We start from the raw sequence: 19,186 nt of genomic DNA, 5'->3' as shown, positions 1-19,186 counted from the left end.
GAGCTATAAATTCGACTTGGGAGATAGTATGAATGGAATAGCGGAATTTATATGTCTGATGTGCTTTCGAGAAAGGAAACGGTATAGCTTCCTTGACTTCGCTGTTTTAAACTTTAGTTAATGTAATAAATTCTATATTGTATTAATTACAAGTGATTGAATGAATAAAAATCATCAGTGATTTGAGGGAGTGCTTTTCCGGAAAACATCTTCCTGCCTATGTATAGAAGCAGTACATGGCTCAATATTGAGCTACTAAAATTTCGTTAAATGGTTGGTTTTGATTGAAAACCTCCGTTCTTGAATTAGAGAAGGGTAGATATATAAATTTAAAATTGGAAGTATGGAGGGGGAGGATTTCAGAGGTGGAGTGGTGTGCTTATCAATATGAAGAAATTTAGCCCCCTCTTTTATTATGGAGGAAAAGGATTATATATTTCTACCCTCCCAGTCTGCTAAATCTACTATCAGAACTTATTCAGATTACCCAGCTATTCCCTTCATTGCATAGCTATAAAAATGAAGTCGTAATAGAGTGTTCCATCACGACTTCATTAGCATAATTATAGTTTATCAAAAATAGATAGTTCCTTCTCCAGTGCTTACGTAACTGTTGAAATCTCCTATATTTTCTTTTTGCCATCTATCAGTGGGATGTGAAACTTTATCGACATAATACCAATCATTGCCCCCAATAAATTGATAAGAATGAACAAGCCATCCTATTTGAACCTTATCAAAATCACGAATTGCTTTCTTGCATCTCAATTTGACCTTTTTAGCTTTAGTGGTATCTTTGCCTTTTATCAAATATCCAATAGTCGTTATATATTCCTCACCATTATATGTTTCAATTTTCTGATAAGAATCTGCAATCTTTACATTTGCAACGCCTATGCTTGTTATAAGCAACATAGTGGCTAATAAAAATAATGTTCTCATAAAATTACGTTTTAAGTTACTGATATATTCAATTAGAAGAATAATTAGATGTTATTAATCTATTTATTATCTCTTTAAATAGTGTTGCTGCGTGTATATGACCGCTTGCAGGAAGCCCTTGTTTCTTCAAGACCACAAGAATTGTATATTGAGGATTGTCAGCAGGGAAGTAACCACAGAAATCCATGATATAGGTTAAATCATCAGGATTTCCTATCTGTATTGTTCCTCCTTTGCCCGCTATCTTTGCCTTATTTGTATTGGCACGCTTTCCAAGTCCTTCTGCTGCCGTTCTTTCCAGTGCTTGACGAATACTATCTATGTTTGCTTTAGAGGCTATCTGAGGGCTGATAATAGCTACACTATCCTTATATAGCTGGGGCTGCACCATGCACCCATGATTGGCTATTGCATTATAGAAAGCAATCAACTGTATAGGAGCAATTTTTGAGGTAGCCATATTAGTGGACGGTATGCACTCCAACCCTTTGACAGAATCGGGTTTACCATAACCGATTTGCCCGATTGCAGCCTCGTATTCGGATTTATTATCGTCAAAGGCACGTTCCCTTATCAAGACTTCTCCAATGCGAGAACTGGCGGCTATTGCCCATTCTACCGTTATCTTCCCATAGCCACCTCTATGCCAGTTATGGTCTTTTATTGTATCACTGTCAGAGATATAAATACCTTCGCCTACATCTACGGTGTCGGATAGACTGACCTTGCCAGTCTCTAATGCAGCCAAAAGGGTGGCTACTTGCCTCTGCTCCGTTGGATATGGGGTGCAGAAATCAGTTGTAGGCTGGAACGGAGAGAGGGTATCTTTTCGTTCCAGTCCTACCATTGCTTTGATATAGCCCGTAGTAGTTTCCATGATGATAGCTTTGCCTGATGTAACTTTATGCTTTTCTAAAGTCGCAGTTAAGAGGGGAGCTAACCGCTTCTGCCATATCGTATCAATAGTTGAGTTATTTTCAACAGCCCTATTTGCACAACTAAATAAACTCCCTATCATAATGAAATATAAACATAAAGCAATTTTAGTTCTATATTTTATCATCATAATTGTATTCCTAATCCCATGCCATTTTCTAACCATATATTGTAACATTCTGGATTTTTTTTATAAGGAGCTATTTTAATTCTAACAGAAGCAACACGTCTTATAGTACCTTCACCGCGTTCATCGGGTACGTATGGAAAATGTCGAAGCCATTTTTCCTTTGTTTCATTAAATTTATCAGAATAGTATTCAATAGTACCCGTATATTCATACCACTCATTATTTTTTTTCCTTCTTTTCTTCTCTTTTTTATCAATATTAGTGTTTAAACCTATCACTTTTATTTTTGCAATATAATCAGAGGGTCTACCCCCTGAGTAAGTAGAATAGCTATAGATAACAAATTCACCATAATTCCCTTTCATAACATATCCAATGCCAGAACCATAATTGATATTCATACCATCTTCCCATCTATCATCCCAGTAACCATTAAAACATTTCCCATATCGAAAATAAGTTTGTCCTAATGCGGTAGTCGTAATAAATAATATTGTGATTATAAAAAGTACTCGTTTCATATCAACATAGTTTAATAATTAAAATAAATAACTCCTCTTGATGAGCTTACTTTCCATTCAAAATTATTAGCTAAATCCTCACCATCAAGATAAGCATTTACTTTAGAGGCGGTAGCACCATCTTCACTCATCCATCTTTCGTATTCAGGAAGATAGATGGATTTTAAATAGATGATTGTTCCAGTAAAAGAATTGACGGAATTTACTTTTATTTTAATCCTCTTGAACCTTTGAGTATAGCTGTCATAGTAGTAACCAGCAACAGTAGTATATTTTTGTTGCTGTCGGTTGTTGGTCTGAGAATTTTCATTTTCGTATATCGAATGATAACGAACAAGAGGAACCTGAGAATATGCTATCAAGGATAGCGTACAACAGATAAGCATAATTAAAACTCTTTTCATGATTAAATTATTTGTGCCGACCAGTTCCCGAAGTAAGCGGTTTTCATTTTAGATATAGGCATATAAAAAGCGTGGGAACTTCTGTATTACCTAATCTGAGGCTCTGGACTGCCCACCTTCAAGTAATAAACAGAAGCCCACGCCCAATGATATATAGACTACTTCCATGTAGGAGTAGGTATATAACACAAGCGTGAGCGTTCTTGTCTATCATCCTTGAAGGTTGAAATTGTCCAGATTTCAGATTAAGGATAATATCTTAAACGCTCTTTTTCGTTAATATGTCTGCACTCCAAACTTGGAGAACGCTGCAAAGTTATAGAAAAGGCGTTGGAACTCAAAAGAAAACACCTTGAATTTCACGAGAGTAGGTTGTAGAGCATATTTCGGAGAATGTATGAATAGCCAAAGCTGCCTCTTGGTATCTGTATGAGTAGCGAGCCTACAGAAGCCGAATAGGGGTGATTTTGAACGGTTTTCAGCATTGACTATAAATGGTTACAGAGAAACAGAACTGCCTAAATCGGGCGAGAATCAAGGGGGGAGGTTTCTTATGGCTGTTTGGAGCGAGGATATTACGAAGTCCATAGAGGCAATTAGAGGCGATTTTCGAGCTGTTTATTGGGGTGATGAGACTTTCTCAAGGCTGCTGTTTTTTTGCTACAAGGGCAAAGGAATATAGCTTGTTGATTGGGTATGCTTTATTAATAATATGCAAATCTGTGATGTTGCTGGATGTGGTATATCTGAGGGTATGATATATATTCATATCTCAGATAAACTGTATCAGCTAATATTTGCAAATATATTATTGTTGGTAACAAAAGAATATGTATCTTTGCATCAAAGAAAGCAGCGATAAGGTGTTTATTTATGTACCTTTTGTTACTGGTTTGTTACCAACGACTTCTAACAACGCTGCAATCTTTTAAATTTCAGACCGTTATAAAGTCATGGGGTTGACTGGATTTGACAGCGGGCAGAAATGGTAAGTAAGCATGCAGTGCGTCGTTGATTTGCACTTTAATCTCAGTCCTCAAAATTTTATCTGGCGAAACTCGTTACGCTCTCGCTGCTTAATCGAAGTATAGTAGATTGAAGCTTAATCCCGGCACCAGGTGCTGGGACGTGACATCACTCGGAAGCTGTTGCTCCGAAGCATTCCGATAAAGTGGTGCAGTCAAATCGGGGATAGTTCGTGTCAGCCTCGTGGCGCGGGTGAAAATTTAGAGGATAAGGCAACGGTTGATGGCTTTGGTTCTGCCGCTGCACGAAAATTTAGGCAAAGATAAGCATGTAGAAAGCTTATGATTTCCTCGTTTGGACGAGGGTTCGATTCCCTCCAGCTCCACGAAAAATGGGAAAATAAGTTTTTAATTCCTTGAATTTCAATGATTCAGGGAATTTCTTTTTCTACTACTTCCTCTATCTTTTATATTCATTTAAAAATAATTGTAGTAAATGTGCTACAATTCAAAATTAATATCTACTTTTGTCTGTTCAAAAATCAATAACTATTAGAAGTGGGGGCAACACTTTAAATTCTGCAACAGATTTATGAAAATTCACGAAGGAAAATGTACAGAGAAGATTTTGAAAGAACGTGAACGGATTGGTAACCGGTTAGCCATTCTTCGCAAGAAGAGAAATATGACCCAAGAGGAATTGGCTAATCTTTGTGGTGTTAATCGTGTTAATATAGCCAAGATAGAGAAAGGGGCTTATAATGTGAGCATTGATATACTATCTAAGGTAACATCCGCTCTTGGTTTTGTGATAGATATAAAAGTGGATAGCTCTGTTTGTCCGATTCATTTCTCTCAACGTAAACCTGTAAAGCTGGTAATAGGGGAAGACTATTATGTCAGTTTTGGCAATAACGAAGCCCATAGATGTAAGCTGGTTGATATTCCGGAGATGTACCAAGGTCAAAGAATTAAAATCGAAACTCCGACCCCGAGAGGGTCTATCACCCACATATTATTTGCCGATGAAATAGGAACGACACCTGACGAGGCTGTAATGAACCAAGTAACGATGTAAAAACATTAAAAGGGAAGAAGTGCAAGTTCCTCTTTTATTGAAATCCCCCTCGCTACAACCATCTGCAGCGAGGGGGATTTTTTAGTTTATGAGGGTTTCTACACCCACTCTTTCATCAGAGCTATTCAAAAAATTAATGGTTTCTTCTGAATATATAATCTTAAATTGATGGTTCGGAATCAATTCTAAAGCTGGGAAATCAGTAGTGATTAACAGTTTTAGTCCCTTTCTTTAATATGTAAAAGCAACTTGTACAAAAGAAGTTTCTTATATACGGGATAGCAGCAATAACTCCGTTGAGCCTTCGTGGGGACAAGCCGAATTTGATTTTATAATGTGGGTTTATAAGGTACAGTCTCCGGTCAATGATTTGATAGTTGGCTTGCCGGGCGATACGATTGAACAGTTCTATGGTGCATCCGGTGCTCTTTATATCCAGTAGCTCCGTAATTGCGTGTTCCTGCTCGCCGCATAGTCTTAATATCCATTTGTATAAAGTGCGGGGAAGGAGGTGGAGAAAAGGGAAGTGTGAAACAATGCGGCTGTGTGCTATCTGCTGGTGGCCTCCGAATGGCATTTGCCAGGCGGGAAACCCTACAAATATAGCTCCATCGGCAGACAAATGTTTTTGTAGGCCGGAGAGGAACCGTTCTTTGTCTCTGATATGCTCTATCACATCGTGTAGAAGAATTAGGGGAAAATTCGTAGCCTTGTCCTTAAGCTGGAAAATGTCGGTGGCAATGAACTGTCCCTGCTGATGCCTTTGGGCGAAGAAGGTTCTGGCTTGTTCTATTCGCGTGGCATCAATGTCTACGCCCATCACCCGGCAACCGGCTTCGGCAAAGGGGAGCAGATTGCCTCCCTCTCCACAGCCCACTTCCAGCACTTTATCGGGGATGTGTCCGATGACTTCCTTTATGTAGGGGATATAATAGTTCTTGCTGGTCTGTGACTGTTCACCAAAGTAGCTTTCCCGGTCGGTATGTCGTTTCTGCATGTTCTTTGTTCCTTCTTGAGTTTGATTATCCATATAAATAGATAATCAGTCGGGTAAAAGACTGCGTGGCACATCGTTTTTTTACCAGGAAATGCGGAGGCCTACCGGGAGGGTGAATGTGAACGGATGTTCCTTTCGGATGGTGCGCAGTTGGCTGCCGTCGGGGATGTAATAGTTTACAGTCGGCTCCAGATAGATGCCTGCCTGGGGTGTGAGGTGATATTGTATGCCTATACTTGTGTTGACCGACCACTGCCAGGGAGCACTTACCGGATGACTGCCGAGCTTGTGTGGAATACTGTCCGTGACATGGAAGCTTTGGAGTGTCCCTTTTATGGGGATATCCACCTGCATGCCTGCCGTGGCATAACCGGAGAAACGTTTGTAATGCCAGAAACGGTAGGAAAGCCGGAGAGGGATGCCGATATAATGTAGCTTCTGGTTGTCTTGAATGCGGAATGCTTCGCCGGTAGTGAACTCCGACCTGAGAAGCGTATATTGCAATCCGGTTTCCAGACTCCAACGCTCATTCAATTTCTTGCTGAGAGAGAGTCCCACGACGATGGGGGCATGATGCTGCTGGTTCTCAACAATCCTGCCGCTGTTATTCTGGGCAATCTGCATGAGTCCGATGGAATCTTTTCCCAGAGTACCCTGCTGATAGCGGGTGTGCAGATAAGAATAATACTCTTCCCACGTACTGACTTGTTGAGGGAAGTCACTTGAAATGCCGTCGGTATGTGGAGTGGCAATCAGCTTATATAAGTTCTGTGCCAGTTGCGGTCCGAGTGAACCTGCCAGCATCAACTTCCATTTCCCGGATTTCTTCTTGCGGGTTGGCAGCATCGGGGAAGGGGAGGAGGCGAAAGCCATCTGCCGGTTGGTGATGGTCTGTCCGGTGAATGGAGAGGGTATGGGATATTTGTGGATGCTATCTTTCATTTTGGGTATGGTAAGGGGCCATTCTGTGGAAACAGGAACGGGAGGGATGATTCGTTCCCTTTTGTTCAGATTTTCTTTGGTATAGCATTGTTCGTCGTTTCGGGGAGTATCGGTTTTCTTTGTTAGTTGCGTACTCCCGGCTTGCCTGGAAGAAACTTTGGACAAACGGTTTTCCCTGATACTCTTTTTCTCTCTGTACAGATAGTCATACAGCGTTGGAAAGAGAAGCAATACTGTCAAAACAATGAATACACGGTATCCTGCCAGCATCTTTTTAAGTAAAATTTTCGCCCGGAACAATTGGGAGGAAGAGGAGTGTGGCGCTATACCCAGTAAATCTCCGATTTCTTTGTGGGACAATCCTTCCAGTACTGCCAGTTTAAATACCTTGCAGTAGCCCTCCGGAAGGCTCTCCACTATATCCAGCATCTTATCGTACGAAATGAAATCCGGACAAAAAGGATTTTCAGCAGGCTCTTCCTCTTCCGGAATATCTGTCAATGGGATGGTGGGGTTGGCATTGGCATGGTTGAGGTATTGCAGTGCCAGGTTTCTCATAATCTTTTTCATCCAGTATTCCAGTTTCTCCGGGTTGCGCAGCGAATGAATGGAAGTGAATATGATGACAAAACCGTCGTGAAGAAGATCTTGGGCTATCGTTGGGTCGGGAATATAGCGTAGGCATACTTTCAGCATTTTCTCTGAATAGTTTTCGTAGAGCAGGCTCAAGGCCTGCCCGTTTCCCTTCTGGCATAAAGTGACAAGAGCTTTTGTATCCATGTGTTTGTCTCAATGTTATTTCTTAAAGATAGAGAAGAACATGAATGACTGCATGGATTTTTATTTTTTAACTAAGCCTCCCGGTTGGCTTCTGCTGCACAGTCCGGACAAATGCCTTTCAGTACATAGTTGATGCTGTTCAGTGTAAATCCTTGAGGCAGCTTCACCACCGGAGTGGGAATGTTGGTGAAGCAGAAGGTCTTGTTGCATTTCTCGCAATGGAAATGGGGGTGCAGGTCGCTTACGTCGCAAGAGCAACTGTCACTGCACACGGCATACTTGAAGGAACCCGTCCCGTCATCTATACTGTGTATCAGATGATGGGAGAGGAATAGGGTAAGGGTACGGAAGATGGTGGATTTGTCCACCGTATCCAGCATGGTTTCAAGGTCGAGCAATGAGACGGAACGGCCTGCCTGCATCATGGTGCGCAATACCAGGATGCGAATGGCAGTGGGCTGTATGTCTCTTTTGGCCAATAGGTCCAAATATTTCTTTTGTTCCATTTTTTCTATTTAATAAGTTTCTGTATGCGTATGGCGTTCACTATCGCAATGAGGGCGACGCCTACGTCGGCAAAGACAGCTTCCCAAAGTGTGGCGATTCCACCGGCACCGAGGATGAGGACAAGCAGCTTCACTCCGAAAGCCAGCGAGATGTTCTGCCAGACAATCCGGCGGGTTTGCCTGCCCGCATGAATGGCGGTGGCCACTCTCGAAGGCTGGTCTGTCTGTATCACTACATCGGCGGTTTCGATGGCGGCATCGCTGCCAAGTCCGCCCATGGCGATGCCCACATGACTAAGGGCAAGAACCGGGGCATCATTGATGCCGTCGCCCACAAAGGCTATCCGGTTGGCAGGGTTGCTGCGGAGTGCCTCGATGTGCTTCACCTTTCCGTCCGGCAGCAGGTCTCCGTATGCCTGGGTGATGCCTAGCTTTTCTGCAAAGTTAGTAACAATGGCTTGTTTGTCTCCCGATAATATCTGAATATTATTGATATTTAAAGCTTTTAATTCTTTGACGGCGTTGACGGCGTCTTCCTTCAATGTGTCTGATAATAACAGATAGCCGGCATATTTGGTTCCGATGGCGCAGACCACAATCGTATCGACAATTGATGACAGTTCATCGGGATATTCTATCCCGAACTTAGTCAGCAGGCGGGTGTTGCCCACCAGGACACGCGTTCCATCCATAGTGGCTTGCAGTCCGTGGCCGGCAATCTCCGTAACGTCCGTTGTGGCAATCAGCTCTATATCCCTTTGTTTGGCATAGCTTACGATGGCTTTGGCTATGGGGTGCGTACTGTTTCGCTCTGCCGAGGCGGCAAGCTGTATCAACTTCTCTTCCGTAACTCCCGGTTGTGCCTGGCAGGATTGTACATCGAAGGTGCCTTTGGTCAGCGTACCCGTCTTGTCGAATACCACCGTGTCGACTTGGGTGATGGCATTGAGGTAGTTGCCCCCTTTGAAGAGGACACCCAGGCGGGAGGCGGCACCGATTCCTCCGAAGTAGCCTAACGGAATGCTTACGACGAGGGCGCACGGGCAGGAGATAACCAGAAAGACCAATGCTCTGTATAGCCAGTCATTGAAGATGAACGAGAATTGTGCATCTGCCAGCGAATAGAGGAAGGGGAGCAGTACAATCAATGCCGCCAGTCCGGTGACGGTGGGCGTATAGATACGGGCAAACTTACGGATGAAAAGTTCTGCCGGCGCTTTGCGCTCGGAGGCATTCTGCACCAGTTCCAATATACGGGAAAGAGCACTTTTCTCGAAGGGTTTGGTGACTTGGATGCGTACGACTTTGTCGGTCGCAATCATTCCGGCAAGCACTTCCCCGCCTTGGCGGATGTTGCGGGGAACACTTTCTCCCGTCAGTGCGGAGGTGTTGAAGGCGGCAACTTCGTCCAGCATCGTTCCGTCCAGGGGGACGCGCTCTCCGGCTTTTACTTCGATGGTTTCGCCTACCTGCACACGTTGGGGAGCTTCGACAAGCGTACTGCCGTTTCTGATGACCGTTGCCGTTTCGGGACGTACGTCGAGCAGGGCGCTGATGTTACGCTTGGCTTTGTCTACGGCTTTGTCCTGAAAGAGCTCTCCCAAGGAGTAGAAGAGCATGACGGCAACGCCTTCGGGATATTCGCCTATATAGAAGGCGCCGAGGGTGGCGATGGACATAAGGGTGAATTCGCTGAACACGTCCTTTTGCAGGATGCTTTCCCAGGCTTCCCTCATCACCGGGAGGCCTACGGGGAGATAGGCAAGCAAGTACCATATAAAAGGTACATACTCTCCCTTGAAGAAGGTGGCGTCAGTAGCATTCAGGATGAGCCCTCCGAAGAGCAATAGGGCAGAGAGGATGATTCTCCAATAATCTTTCAGCAGACTGTTTCTTTTTTCTTGTATCGCTGTATGTCCGTGTGTGCAGCAGCATTTGCAACTCATATTGTTTCCTCCTATTTTCTATTTTCTGCAGCAAAGGTAGCGGAAAGGAGATGCAACTTGGTTGCAAAGTGAAAATTCCCGGACTGTCCGGGCTGTCTTAGATTTCCAGCATCCGTTTCTCCCGTTCCAGGTCTTTCTCGTTCAGCAGGGGAGAGGGGACGGAACAGGTTTTGATGAAGTCGCCCGGCTGGCAGGTGTAGTTGTAGTAGGGGCGTTGCTCGTCGGTCAGCTGGTCTTGGGGGATGAGTTGGCCTTTCAGTTCCAGGAAGTCGTCCATGGAGGTGCTGTCCGAGTGTTTGATGAAGAGGATGCGGCGGGCTATGGGGTTGCGGTTGTAGTCCAGACAGAGGTAGAGCCCTTTGAGCAGGTGGGGAAAGTCGTACATGGGCAGTTGCAGGTAGATGGTGAACAAGGCCAGTTGGGGCGCCTCGCGTTCGTTGAAGAAGATATAGGCATTCTGGTGGTTGTTGAAGATAGCAGTGCCGAAGTGGGTGGTGTTGTAGGCGCTCATGTGCACCACTTTGACGTGGTCGTTGCTGTCGGCAGGGGTTATCAGGTAAGGCTCCACCTTTAAGGCATTGGAGGAGGAAGAGAGGCTGTAACTGATGTAGATGCCGCTGTAATTGTACACTTCCTGCGCCGAGTGGAGTATCTCTTCGGTCAGCATGTCGAGGAAAGGGTTGGCTTTTTGCCCCGTGGCTGGAGCAGGCTCCAGCTCAAAAAGTTGTTCCTTCAGTTCTTTGAGGGAGCCGAGGAGGCGCTTCTTCGATACGTTGTTCACTTGGGAGAGGGCGTAGTCCAGGGATTCTTCCTCCGTACTGCCTTTCCGCAGGGTGCTGATGTAGGTGGGGAGGACGCTGGAGTAGAGGGAGGAGAGGACGCTCGCCGCCATGTTGGTGTGGTCTGCCATTTCTTTCATTTTCACTCCTTTGTTGCGGAGGTATTCGATGCGTTTGTATATGTCTAAAAGGTCGTTCATAAGGGTGTGCTTCTATGATACATTACTTAAATGGGTGCAAAGAAAAGGTGCGGATGTTATGCTGGCGTTACATAAATATTTCATTAATGTTACATAATAAAGGGCTGTTTTCATGAAGTTTATTAATAATGGAAATTCATTTTTGCTGTCAGCGCCCGCCTCTATCTTTGCCACCGAAATCAAGAACGAATTTAAACAACACACTATGTTCAACGGTGAGAAAAAACAGATAATACAGAGCAAGAGACTGGCTGATGCCTTATTCATCCTTTGGGCGGGTGGAGCGGCTTTGCTTTCCTATTCACTGGTCTATGCGCTGCGCAAGCCGTTTACGGCTGCGGGCTTCGACGGGCTCGACTTCTTCGGGATGGATTACAAGACGGCAACCAGCATCGTGCAGATTTCCGGCTATTTTATTTCCAAGCTGATTGGCATCAAGGTAATTTCGGAACTGAAGAAGGAGAACCGTCTGAAGTTCATCATCCTCTCGGTGGCGGTGGCCGAGCTTTCGCTGGTGCTGTTCGGAGCGTTGCCCCGGCCGCTGAATGTCTTTGCGCTGTTCTTCAACGGGCTTTCGTTGGGATGCATGTGGGGAGTGATTTTCAGTTTCCTCGAGGGGCGGCGGGTGACGGATCTGCTGGCGAGCCTGATGGGGCTGAGCATTGCCATCAGTTCGGGCACGGCAAAGTCTGTCGGGCTGTTTGTGATGGAGCATCTCCACATCAGTGAGTTCTGGATGCCTGCCTTTATCGGTGCCTTTGCCTTCCCGCTGCTGTCGTTGCTGGGCTGGCTGATGACGAGAATGCCGCAACCTACCGCGGCAGACCGGGCACTGCGCTCGGAACGGGTGACGCTGGACGGCAGGGCGCGTGCGGACCTCTTCAAGAGCTTCATGCCGGTATTGCTGATGCTGTTTGCGGCAAACTTGTTCATCACCGTCTTGCAGGACATCAAGGAGGACTTCCTGGTGAAGATTCTGGATGTGGAGGCGGTGGGGCTGTCGTCGTGGGCATTTGCCAAGGTAGATGCGGTGGTGACACTGATTATCTTGTTGCTTTTCGGGCTGATGTCCGCGGTGAGGAGTAATATAAAGGTGCTGTGCCTGCTGTTGGTGCTTGTGACGTGCGGCACAGCGACCTTGGGATTCGTGGCCTTCAATTACGATGGGTTGCAACTGCCACCCATGACGTGGCTGTTCCTCCAGAGTTTGTCGCTCTATACTGTTTACCTCAGCTTTCAGACGTTGTTCTTCGAGCGTTTCATCGCCTGCTTCCGCATCAAGGGGAATGTGGGGTTCTTTATCGTCACACTCGATTTTATCGGGTATACCGGTACGGTGGTGGTATTGGTATTCAAGGAATTTTTCAATCCGGACATCAACTGGCTGGATTTCTATAACCTGATGTCGGGCTATGTAGGCATTGTGTGCAGCGTGGCTTTCCTATGCTCGGCTGTCTACCTGGTGCAGCGCTATCGCAAGGAGAATGCTTCGGGACCGTTGGGCTCTTCCCTTTTCCGTTTGCGCCGTTGGTCCCGGCCGGGCAATTCCTTGCTTCTTGAGACTGAATAATAATAATATATCGTATGAAAAGAATTGAATGTATCATTATGGACTGGGCAGGAACTGCCGTCGATTACGGTTGCTTTGCTCCCGTCGCCGCCTTTGTCGAGAGCTTTCGGGCCATCGGCGTTCCCGTCACTGCTGCCGAAACACGTGCGCACATGGGGCTGACCAAAGTAGAAGAAATCCGTGCGCTGTTCAATATAGAGCGTGTCCGTGCGGAATTTGAACGGAAATTCGGCCGTCCCGCCGGTGAGGAAGACGTGCAGGCACGTTATGCCGAATTCCAACGGGTGTTGTTTGCCTCGCTCGAAGATTATACCGACCCTATTCCCGGTGTGGTGGAAACGATTTCCGCACTGCGTGCGCAAGGCGTCCGCATTGGCTCCACCACCGGCTATACCCGCTCTATGATGGATGTTGTGCTGCCTGCCGCCACTGCCAAAGGCTATGCGGTAGATAATTGTGTCACTCCCGACGGGTTGCCTGCAGGCCGTCCTGCTCCCTACATGATATATAAGAATATGGCAGACCTCGCCATCCCCTCCGTAGATTGTGTGTTGAAGTATGGCGATACCATCGCCGACATCAAGGAGGGTATCAATGCCAAAGCATGGACCGTCGGTGTAGTCCTCGGCAGTAACGAACTGGGACTGACACAAGAGGAAGTCTCCTCCTTGCCTGCCGATGAGCTCGAAGCCCGTAAGGCCGATGTCCGCCGCCGCATGCTTGCCGCCGGTGCCCACTATGTGGTCGATACCATTGCCGAGCTTCCCGCAGTCATCGCCGAGATAAACCGTAAACTTGAGATTTTGTAACCCTTATAAACGTATAAACTTAAAAACTCAATGCATATGAAACCCTACATTCTCCTTACCCCCGGCCCCCTTACTACCTCACAAACTGTCAAGGAAGCCATGCTGACCGACTGGTGTACCTGGGACGAAGACTACAACCTCCACATTGTGGAAGAAATCCGTAAGTCCCTCGTCTCCCTCGCCACCCAGCATACCGGCGACTATACTTCCATCCTCCTGCAAGGCAGCGGCACGTACTGTGTGGAAGCCGTCATCGGTAGCGTCATCAAGCCTGGCGACAAACTTCTCATACTGAGCAACGGCGCCTATGGCGACCGCATGGGCAACATCGCCGAGTATCACGGCATCTCGTACGACATGCTTGCTTTTGACGAAACGGAGCAAGTCTCCGTCAGCTACGTTGACGACTATCTTTCGCACAATGCCGAAATCACTCACGTTGCCGTGGTGCATTGCGAAACCACTACCGGCGTGCTCAATCCCCTCAAGGAGATAGCCCACCTCGTCAAGATGCACGGCAAGAAACTGATTGTAGACGCCATGAGCAGCTTCGGCGGTGTTCCCCTCGATGTACACGAACTGGGCATAGACTTCCTCATCAGCAGTGCCAACAAGTGCATCCAGGGCGTTCCGGGATTTGGCTTCATCATCGCTCGCCGTTCCGAGCTGTTGCACTGCAAGGGCGTCTCCAAGTCACTCTCTCTCGACATTTACGACCAATGGGAAGCCATGGAGAAAGGACATGGCAAATGGCGTTTTACTTCTCCCACACACGTGGTCCGCGCCTTCAAGCAAGCCATGGACGAACTGGCAGAGGAGGGCGGTGTGGAGGCCCGTCACAACAGATATTGCGAGAACCACCGCGTGCTGGTGGACGGCATGCGTTCCCTCGGTTTCCAAACGTTGCTGCCGGACGAGATTCAATCGCCCGTTATTACTTCTTTCCTCTATCCTCATGCCGATTTCAATTTCAAAGCTTTCTACACACAACTGAAAGAGCGTGGATTTGTCATCTATCCGGGAAAGATTTCGCAAGCCGACACTTTCCGTATCGGCAATATCGGAGATGTTCATCCCGAAGATTTCTGGCAGCTGATAGAGATAATTCGCGAGTGTAAATACTAAGCTCCGAATCTGCATAGATTTAATCGTTCCATCGTGGAGGAAAAATCGTTCCACCATGGTGGAACGATTTTTTCCTAGTGGTGGAATAATATTTCCCCCACGATGGAACGATTTATCCTTCGCCTTCCTTCTCCTTAAGCTTCCCTATTAAATTTGACTTTCGTCAAGTCTGTAAACGCTATCTTTTCGTATTTTTGCACCCAATTTCGGAGGTATCAGATTTATGGCAACATCCAGAGAAATGACGGAAGGACGGGCTCTTCCGTTGATTTTCAACTTTACTTTGCCTTTACTGCTCGGCAATCTGCTGCAACAGACCTATTCATTGGTGGATGCAGCCATCGTGGGGCGCTTTCTGGGTATCAACGCCTTGGCTTCAGTCGGGGCAAGCACTTCGGTCGTTTTTCTTATTCTGGGATTCTGCAATGGCTGTTGCGGAGGTTTCGGCATTCCCGTGGCGCAAAAGTTCGGTGCGCGGGATTATGTCACGATGCGCCGTTATGTGGCTGTCAGCCTGCAGCTGGCTGCGGTGATGTCTGTTGTCATTGCCGTGGTTACCAGCATTTACTGTGCAGATATTCTGCACATGATGAGTACGCCGGAGAACATATTCACGGGAGCCTATTATTACCTGCTTGTCACGTTTATCGGGGTTCCCTTTACTTTCTTCTATAATCTGCTGTCCAGTATTATCCGTGCATTGGGTGACAGCAAGACGCCGTTTTGGTTTCTACTTCTCTCTACGGTACTGAATATCCTGCTCGATTTGTTCTGCATTCTGGTACTGGGTTGGGGAGTGGCAGGAGCTGCCATCGCTACCGTATTTTCACAAGGCGTCTCGGCCATATTGTGCTACATCTATATGATGCGTCGTTTCGACATTCTGAAGACAACGCCTGCCGAGCGGAAATTCGACGGTGCTTTGGCACGCACACTGATGTACATCGGCGTACCCATGGGACTGCAATTTTCCATTACTGCCATTGGCAGCATTATGCTGCAAAGCGCCAATAATGCTTTGGGTACGGCTTGTGTGGCTGCATTCACGGCAGCCATGCGTATCAAGATGTTTTTCATGTGTCCTTTCGAGAGTCTGGGCATGGCAATGGCCACCTATAGCGGGCAAAACTACGGTGCGGGCAAGCCGGAACGTATCTGGATGGGAGTCAAGGCAAGCACCCTGATGATGATTGTTTATTGGGCGTTCACTTTCTGTGTACTGATGTTCGGTGCCAGGACTTTTGCCCTGCTCTTTGTAGATGCCTCTGAGTTGGAGATTTTAAAGAATACGGAGTTGTTCCTGCACATTTCCGTTTCCTTTTTCCCGGTTCTGGGACTGCTCTGCATCCTGCGATACACTATCCAGGGGGTGGGATATACCAATCTTGCCATGCTTTCCGGTGTCTCGGAAATGATTGCCCGGATACTGGTCAGCCTGCTGGCTGTTCCGGCTTTCGGCTATCTGGCCGTTTGTTTTGGTGACCCTACTGCATGGATTTTTGCAGATGCCTTTTTAATACCAGCCTTCATTTATGTCTATCGGCGGATACTTCGGATGAAGAAAAATTAGTGTATCTTTGTATCGGGGAGTTGAAAGAAGAATGACCGGACGAAAAATTATACACATCGATATGGACGCATTCTACGCCTCCGTAGAACAGCGTGATAATCCTGCATTGCGGGGCAAGCCCATTGCCGTGGGCCATGCGGAGGAGCGGGGAGTGGTGGCGGCAGCCAGTTACGAGGCACGGCGTTTCGGGGTGCGTTCTGCCATGTCGTCACTGAAGGCAAAGCGGCTGTGCCCCCAACTTATCTTTATCCCGGGACGGATGGAAGTCTACAAATCCGTTTCCCGCCAGATACACGAAATCTTTCATGAATATACGGATGTCATCGAGCCCATTTCGCTGGACGAGGCTTTTTTGGATGTGACGGAGAATAAACCGGGCATTCCGTTGGCTGTGGACATCGCGAAGGAGATAAAGCGGAAGGTGCGGGAGAGGTTGAATCTGGTGGCTTCCGCCGGCATATCCTATAATAAGTTTCTTGCCAAGATAGCCTCGGACTACCGCAAGCCGGACGGGCTTTGCACCATACATCCTGCCCAGGCACTGGACTTTGTTGCCCGGCTGCCCATTGAAAGTTTTTGGGGAGTGGGACCGGTAACGGCGAAGAAGATGCACACCTTGGGGATTCACAACGGGGAACAGCTGCGCATGCAGTCTTTGGAAATGCTGACCCGCGAGTTTGGCAAAGTGGGGACAGTCTATTATGATTTTGCCCGTGGCATCGATACCCGTCCGGTAGAGGCTGTCCGTATCCGCAAGTCTGTGGGCTGTGAACATACGTTGGAGAAGGACATCAGCAAGCGTTCATCCGTCATTATAGAGTTGTACCATGCGGCAGTGGAGCTGGTGGGGCGACTGGAGCACGCCAATTTCCGCGGGAATACGCTGACGCTGAAAATCAAGTTTCATGATTTTAGCCAGATTACCCGCAGTATGACCCAAACAAAGGAGCTGGTTGCCCTTGACGTGATTCTGCCTTTGGCAAAGCAATTGCTGCAGGAAGTGGATTATGAACATCATCCTATCCGTTTGATTGGGCTTTCCGTTTCCAACCCCCGTGAAGAGGGGGAGGAGAAAGGAGTCTGGGAGCAGCTGAGTTTTGAATTTAGTGACTGGGAGACGGACCATTCAAATAAATAATGCTATATTTGTGTTCAGTATTAAAAAAAGGAAAGCTATGGGCTGTTTTATGAATATTTTGTGGTTGATGTTTGGAGGTATCATCACTGCTGTGGAGTATCTTATTGCAAGTTTATTGATGATGTTCACCATTATTGGCATCCCTTTCGGCATGCAGACCTTGAAAATGGCAAGCCTTGCCTTGTGGCCTTTCGGCAAAGAGGTTCGTAGCGGGGAACGTTCCAACGGTTGCTTCTATGTGCTGATGAATATTCTTTGGATATTCTTGGGCGGCATTTGGATTTGCCTTTCGCACTTGGGATTCGGGTTGTTGCTGTGCATCACTATTATAGGCATTCCTTTCGGTATTCAACATTTTAAGTTGGCAGGGCTGGCATTGACTCCTTTCGGGAAGGATATTGTTGCGGCTTGAGTTATTTTCTGTTGGTTTGGAATATGCCAGAGAAGAAGAAGGGCGGGGAATTTTTCAGTTCTCCGCCCTTCATTCATTGTATTTAAAGGTGTTTTTTTACATGGTTACAAGGGGCTGCTTTGCAAGCAGTTTTTGTAGTTTACCGTTCAGTGTTTGGCACATTGTTCCATTACCCATTGCTTGATAGCGTTTGATTTGGTACTGTAACATAAAAATTTCATTTGCATTCTTTTTCATAATTCTCATCTTTTTGTGCTCTCCGCGTTTCGGAAAGCGGGTTTTATATCTTTTCTTTTATCTTATAACGCTGCAAAGATACGAAATGTTTGCGATAAATATGTTCTATAACATAAAAACTTATGTTTCTTTCTTCATTTTCTCTAGAAATACTGTATTTTGCAATCCGTATATAACAAATATATTACATATCTTTGCATGTACTACCATGTAAAGAAGAGAGGTAATACTTATGAATAAACTGACAGAACTTTGGCGGAGCCCCTATCCCATGTTTTATCAACGTTGGAAAGCGGTGGTGATACCTTCGGTCATTATATTTCTGATACTATATATACTCCAACCTTTCGGTATTTCCCGGATAAAGGAAGGTGTATTTTGGGTGGTTGCCGGTTCGGCACTTATAGCGGCGGGTGCTTCGAGCATCTTCACTTACCTGCTTCCGGCATTGTTTCCCACCTATTATAAAGAGCAGAACTGGACGTTGGGTAAACACGTGTTGGACGTGTTGCTGATGCTGTTACTGATAGCGGTGGGAATTTGGGTCTATCATTCATGGTTGATGGGTATGTGGCTGGACAAGCGGTTGTTTTTTCTGGCTTTGTCTTGGGTAATGGTACTGGCACCTTTTCCAGTCGTGTTTTTCTTGCTGTGGAATCGCAATTTGCAACTGACCCGTAATCTGCAAGAAGCCATGGAGATAAATTGCCACCTTTCAAAGAGGGCATCTCAAGAGGTTGGGGCGGAAAGTAAGGAGTTTTCTCCGGAGGAAGTGTTGGTGTTTTCCGGTGGCACCAAAGATATGCTGGAAGTGAAGGCCGTAGATTTTCTTTATGCGGAGGCTGAAGGAAATTATGTGAAGGTGGATTATCGACTGAAGGGAGAGAGTACCCGGAAGATGTTGCGTGCCACGATGAAGCAGGCAGAGGAGGCGGTTGCTGCCTGCCCCTTCATTATCCGGTGTCATAGAGCCTTTCTGGTGAATGCCCGCAAGGTGGTGAAAGTGGACGGAAACTCTCAAGGATACCGGTTGAGGCTGGAGGGAGATGGAGAGGAGATTCCTGTTTCACGTGCCTATGCCAAGGAGGTGAAAGCACTGATAGAAAACAAGATAAAGCGGTAGCTATTCGTCACAGAGATACGCCATTCGTCACAAGTCGTTGGTTGTTCGTCACATATCCGGGTCGTCTGTCCCGGAT

Annotated in this window: 18 protein-coding genes and 1 other RNA gene; 9 read left to right on the top strand and 10 right to left on the bottom strand. The window is 46.5% G+C overall.

The genetic code is table 11. The annotated features are described in order from the left end of the window. Positions 1–573 precede the first annotated feature (573 nt). From H1A11_RS10790 to H1A11_RS10775, 4 genes are all read right to left on the bottom strand, one after another. The gene (locus H1A11_RS10790; RefSeq protein ID WP_181757189.1) at positions 574–942 is read right to left on the bottom strand and encodes a hypothetical protein; all 369 of its coding nucleotides are present in this window, start codon (positions 940–942) and stop codon (positions 574–576) included. Between the two features lie 28 nt (positions 943–970). Next, positions 971–1,819, bottom strand: a complete 849-nt coding sequence (locus H1A11_RS10785; protein WP_181757188.1) for a penicillin-binding transpeptidase domain-containing protein — start codon at positions 1,817–1,819, stop codon at positions 971–973. A gap of 185 nt (positions 1,820–2,004) precedes the next feature. Further along, on the bottom strand, positions 2,005–2,529 hold the full coding sequence (locus H1A11_RS10780; RefSeq protein WP_181757187.1) for a hypothetical protein: 525 nt from the start codon (positions 2,527–2,529) through the stop codon (positions 2,005–2,007). Positions 2,530–2,540: 11 nt separating this feature from the next. Continuing rightward, positions 2,541–2,933: a hypothetical protein gene (locus H1A11_RS10775; protein ID WP_181757186.1), complete on the bottom strand. Its 393-nt coding sequence runs from the start codon at positions 2,931–2,933 to the stop codon at positions 2,541–2,543. Between the two features lie 955 nt (positions 2,934–3,888). On the opposite strand from H1A11_RS10775, the gene ssrA reads away from it, so the two are divergent. Both ssrA and H1A11_RS10765 read left to right on the top strand, forming a co-directional pair. Beyond that, positions 3,889–4,287: a transfer-messenger RNA gene (gene ssrA, locus H1A11_RS10770) on the top strand. 203 nt (positions 4,288–4,490) lie between these two features. Next, complete coding sequence (locus H1A11_RS10765; RefSeq protein WP_118696432.1) at positions 4,491–4,976, top strand: helix-turn-helix domain-containing protein; 486 nt, start codon at positions 4,491–4,493, stop codon at positions 4,974–4,976. A gap of 199 nt (positions 4,977–5,175) precedes the next feature. Here H1A11_RS10765 and H1A11_RS10760 read toward each other — a convergent pair whose 3' ends face one another. From H1A11_RS10760 to H1A11_RS10740, 5 genes are all read right to left on the bottom strand, one after another. Continuing rightward, positions 5,176–5,973, bottom strand: a complete 798-nt coding sequence (locus tag H1A11_RS10760) for a bifunctional 2-polyprenyl-6-hydroxyphenol methylase/3-demethylubiquinol 3-O-methyltransferase UbiG (protein ID WP_057255848.1) — start codon at positions 5,971–5,973, stop codon at positions 5,176–5,178. Between the two features lie 81 nt (positions 5,974–6,054). Further along, on the bottom strand, positions 6,055–7,695 hold the full coding sequence (locus tag H1A11_RS10755; protein WP_118696433.1) for a sigma-70 family RNA polymerase sigma factor: 1,641 nt from the start codon (positions 7,693–7,695) through the stop codon (positions 6,055–6,057). Positions 7,696–7,766: 71 nt separating this feature from the next. Next, on the bottom strand, positions 7,767–8,201 hold the full coding sequence (locus tag H1A11_RS10750; RefSeq protein WP_181757185.1) for a Fur family transcriptional regulator: 435 nt from the start codon (positions 8,199–8,201) through the stop codon (positions 7,767–7,769). Between the two features lie 5 nt (positions 8,202–8,206). Continuing rightward, positions 8,207–10,147: a heavy metal translocating P-type ATPase gene (locus H1A11_RS10745; RefSeq protein ID WP_119961313.1), complete on the bottom strand. Its 1,941-nt coding sequence runs from the start codon at positions 10,145–10,147 to the stop codon at positions 8,207–8,209. A gap of 97 nt (positions 10,148–10,244) precedes the next feature. Then, positions 10,245–11,126 (bottom strand): hypothetical protein, encoded by an 882-nt coding sequence (locus H1A11_RS10740; protein ID WP_138345313.1) that lies wholly within the window; start codon positions 11,124–11,126, stop codon positions 10,245–10,247. A gap of 112 nt (positions 11,127–11,238) precedes the next feature. Between H1A11_RS10740 and H1A11_RS10735 the strand changes: the two genes are divergently transcribed. From H1A11_RS10735 to H1A11_RS10710, 6 genes are all read left to right on the top strand, one after another. Continuing rightward, on the top strand, positions 11,239–12,696 hold the full coding sequence (locus H1A11_RS10735) for a DUF5690 family protein (protein WP_117600419.1): 1,458 nt from the start codon (positions 11,239–11,241) through the stop codon (positions 12,694–12,696). A 14-nt stretch (positions 12,697–12,710) separates the two neighbouring features. Continuing rightward, positions 12,711–13,505 carry a phosphonoacetaldehyde hydrolase gene (gene phnX, locus H1A11_RS10730; protein WP_117964202.1) on the top strand — a complete coding sequence of 265 codons (795 nt, stop codon included), beginning with the start codon at positions 12,711–12,713 and terminating at the stop codon, positions 13,503–13,505. A gap of 36 nt (positions 13,506–13,541) precedes the next feature. Further along, a complete protein-coding gene (locus H1A11_RS10725) occupies positions 13,542–14,630 on the top strand; it encodes a 2-aminoethylphosphonate--pyruvate transaminase (protein WP_117600516.1) in 1,089 nt (362 codons plus the stop codon). Between the two features lie 223 nt (positions 14,631–14,853). Next, complete coding sequence (locus H1A11_RS10720) at positions 14,854–16,200, top strand: MATE family efflux transporter (RefSeq protein ID WP_044469012.1); 1,347 nt, start codon at positions 14,854–14,856, stop codon at positions 16,198–16,200. Positions 16,201–16,231: 31 nt separating this feature from the next. Next, positions 16,232–17,338: a DNA polymerase IV gene (gene dinB, locus H1A11_RS10715; protein WP_117964204.1), complete on the top strand. Its 1,107-nt coding sequence runs from the start codon at positions 16,232–16,234 to the stop codon at positions 17,336–17,338. Positions 17,339–17,375: 37 nt separating this feature from the next. Next, positions 17,376–17,750 (top strand): YccF domain-containing protein, encoded by a 375-nt coding sequence (locus tag H1A11_RS10710; protein ID WP_181757184.1) that lies wholly within the window; start codon positions 17,376–17,378, stop codon positions 17,748–17,750. A 96-nt stretch (positions 17,751–17,846) separates the two neighbouring features. Here the strand turns inward: H1A11_RS10710 and H1A11_RS10705 are convergent, their stop codons facing one another. Then, positions 17,847–17,987 (bottom strand): hypothetical protein, encoded by a 141-nt coding sequence (locus H1A11_RS10705; protein ID WP_165491341.1) that lies wholly within the window; start codon positions 17,985–17,987, stop codon positions 17,847–17,849. A 232-nt stretch (positions 17,988–18,219) separates the two neighbouring features. Here H1A11_RS10705 and H1A11_RS10700 point away from each other — a divergent pair, with 232 nt between their 5' ends. Continuing rightward, positions 18,220–19,110, top strand: a complete 891-nt coding sequence (locus tag H1A11_RS10700; RefSeq protein WP_117964205.1) for a LytTR family DNA-binding domain-containing protein — start codon at positions 18,220–18,222, stop codon at positions 19,108–19,110. Positions 19,111–19,186 lie beyond the last annotated feature (76 nt).

It is taken from the genome of Bacteroides sp. CACC 737 (assembly GCF_013874375.1).
Lineage (GTDB): Bacteria > Bacteroidota > Bacteroidia > Bacteroidales > Bacteroidaceae > Bacteroides > Bacteroides uniformis.
Note: the sequence above shows the minus strand (reverse complement) of the source record. Positions and strands in the feature narration are given on the sequence as shown.

Excerpts from the sequence above, each read along its gene's own strand:
- H1A11_RS10790 (WP_181757189.1), bottom strand. The coding sequence starts at position 942 with ATGAGAACATTATTTTTATTAGCCACTATGTTGCTTATAACAAGCATA.
- H1A11_RS10785 (WP_181757188.1), bottom strand. The coding sequence starts at position 1,819 with ATGGAAACTACTACGGGCTATATCAAAGCAATGGTAGGACTGGAACGA.
- H1A11_RS10780 (WP_181757187.1), bottom strand. The coding sequence starts at position 2,529 with ATGAAACGAGTACTTTTTATAATCACAATATTATTTATTACGACTACC.
- H1A11_RS10775 (WP_181757186.1), bottom strand. The coding sequence starts at position 2,933 with ATGAAAAGAGTTTTAATTATGCTTATCTGTTGTACGCTATCCTTGATA.
- H1A11_RS10765 (WP_118696432.1), top strand. The coding sequence starts at position 4,491 with ATGAAAATTCACGAAGGAAAATGTACAGAGAAGATTTTGAAAGAACGT.
- H1A11_RS10760 (WP_057255848.1), bottom strand. The coding sequence starts at position 5,973 with ATGCAGAAACGACATACCGACCGGGAAAGCTACTTTGGTGAACAGTCA.
- H1A11_RS10755 (WP_118696433.1), bottom strand. The coding sequence starts at position 7,695 with ATGGATACAAAAGCTCTTGTCACTTTATGCCAGAAGGGAAACGGGCAG.
- H1A11_RS10750 (WP_181757185.1), bottom strand. The coding sequence starts at position 8,201 with ATGGAACAAAAGAAATATTTGGACCTATTGGCCAAAAGAGACATACAG.
- H1A11_RS10745 (WP_119961313.1), bottom strand. The coding sequence starts at position 10,147 with ATGAGTTGCAAATGCTGCTGCACACACGGACATACAGCGATACAAGAA.
- H1A11_RS10740 (WP_138345313.1), bottom strand. The coding sequence starts at position 11,126 with ATGAACGACCTTTTAGACATATACAAACGCATCGAATACCTCCGCAAC.
- H1A11_RS10735 (WP_117600419.1), top strand. The coding sequence starts at position 11,239 with ATGAAGTTTATTAATAATGGAAATTCATTTTTGCTGTCAGCGCCCGCC.
- phnX (WP_117964202.1), top strand. The coding sequence starts at position 12,711 with ATGAAAAGAATTGAATGTATCATTATGGACTGGGCAGGAACTGCCGTC.
- H1A11_RS10725 (WP_117600516.1), top strand. The coding sequence starts at position 13,542 with ATGAAACCCTACATTCTCCTTACCCCCGGCCCCCTTACTACCTCACAA.
- H1A11_RS10720 (WP_044469012.1), top strand. The coding sequence starts at position 14,854 with ATGGCAACATCCAGAGAAATGACGGAAGGACGGGCTCTTCCGTTGATT.
- dinB (WP_117964204.1), top strand. The coding sequence starts at position 16,232 with ATGACCGGACGAAAAATTATACACATCGATATGGACGCATTCTACGCC.
- H1A11_RS10710 (WP_181757184.1), top strand. The coding sequence starts at position 17,376 with ATGGGCTGTTTTATGAATATTTTGTGGTTGATGTTTGGAGGTATCATC.
- H1A11_RS10705 (WP_165491341.1), bottom strand. The coding sequence starts at position 17,987 with ATGAAAAAGAATGCAAATGAAATTTTTATGTTACAGTACCAAATCAAA.
- H1A11_RS10700 (WP_117964205.1), top strand. The coding sequence starts at position 18,220 with ATGAATAAACTGACAGAACTTTGGCGGAGCCCCTATCCCATGTTTTAT.